Origin of the sequence: Streptomyces sp. SD31 (assembly GCF_052068475.1) — a bacterium.
In the GTDB taxonomy this organism is placed as follows: domain Bacteria; phylum Actinomycetota; class Actinomycetes; order Streptomycetales; family Streptomycetaceae; genus Streptomyces.
This window is the reverse complement of the sequence record NZ_JBQHCX010000053.1, coordinates 1-924: the sequence shown is the minus strand read 5'-3', so window position 1 is coordinate 924 and position 924 is coordinate 1. Positions and strand designations below refer to the sequence as shown.

Genomic DNA, 924 nt, shown 5'->3' with positions numbered 1-924 from the left:
ACTAGGGTCCGTCTTCAAACGGATCTTGCCCAGAGCAGGAACGATGCGAGCGTGACCGCCGCCTCGTAAGAGGTGGCGGTCTTGTCGTATCTGGTGGCGATGCCGCGGAAGCCTTTGAGCCGGTTGAAGCAGCGCTCGATGATGTTGCGTCGGCGGTAGGCCTCCCGATCGAATCCTGGTGGTCTGCCGCCACGGCGGCCACGGCCCAGCCGGTGTCGCCGCTGGTCGGTCTTCTCAGGGATGGTGTGGGCGATGCCGCGTGTGCGCAGGTAGGCGCGGAAGCCACGTGAGCTGTAAGCCTTGTCCGCGATGACTTGATCAGGCCTGCAGCGTGGTCGTCCCAGGCCGATGCGAGGGACGCGGATCCGTTCCAGAAGAGGGCCTGCGCAGACGCTGTCGTGGCGTTGGCCTGGCGTCAGCAGGATCGCAAGCGGGCGGCCCTTGCCGTCGCAGGCAATGTGAATCTTGGTGGTCAGTCCTCCACGGGATCGACCGAGGGCGTGATCGTCCGGTTCGTCCCGCCACTGCTGCCCCCTTTTCGCCCCGCGCCGGCGGCGTGCCGGTGGGCGCGGACGATGGTGGAGTCGATCTGGACCAGCCAGTCGATGTCACCAGCCGCGTCGGCGTGGGCTTGGATCTGCTGAAGAGCCCGGGTGAACACACCGTCCAGGGCGTATCGACGGAAGCGGGTGTAGACCGTCTTCCACGGACCGTAGCGATCCGGCAGGTCACGCCAGGAGATCCCGGTCCGGATCTTGTAGACCATCCCGTTGATGACCTGCCGGTCCTCTACACGAGGCCGACCAGTCGCAGCCCTCGGTATCAGCGGGGCGAGTAACTCCCACTCCTGATCGGTGAGTTCATGACGGCGTATCACTCCACCATGATCCACCACACTGCGATCTTTGAAGACGGACCCTAGCG

The 924-nt window shown here is 65.0% G+C and carries 1 protein-coding gene; it reads right to left on the bottom strand.

Annotation, left to right across the window (positions count from 1 at the left end):
• Positions 1–14 precede the first annotated feature (14 nt).
• A protein-coding gene (locus ACTMVF_RS42370) for an IS5 family transposase (RefSeq protein WP_441276426.1) occupies positions 15–877 on the bottom strand; the annotation gives its coding sequence in 2 pieces (ribosomal slippage) (positions 15–523 and positions 523–877; 864 coding nt in all).
• Positions 878–924 lie beyond the last annotated feature (47 nt).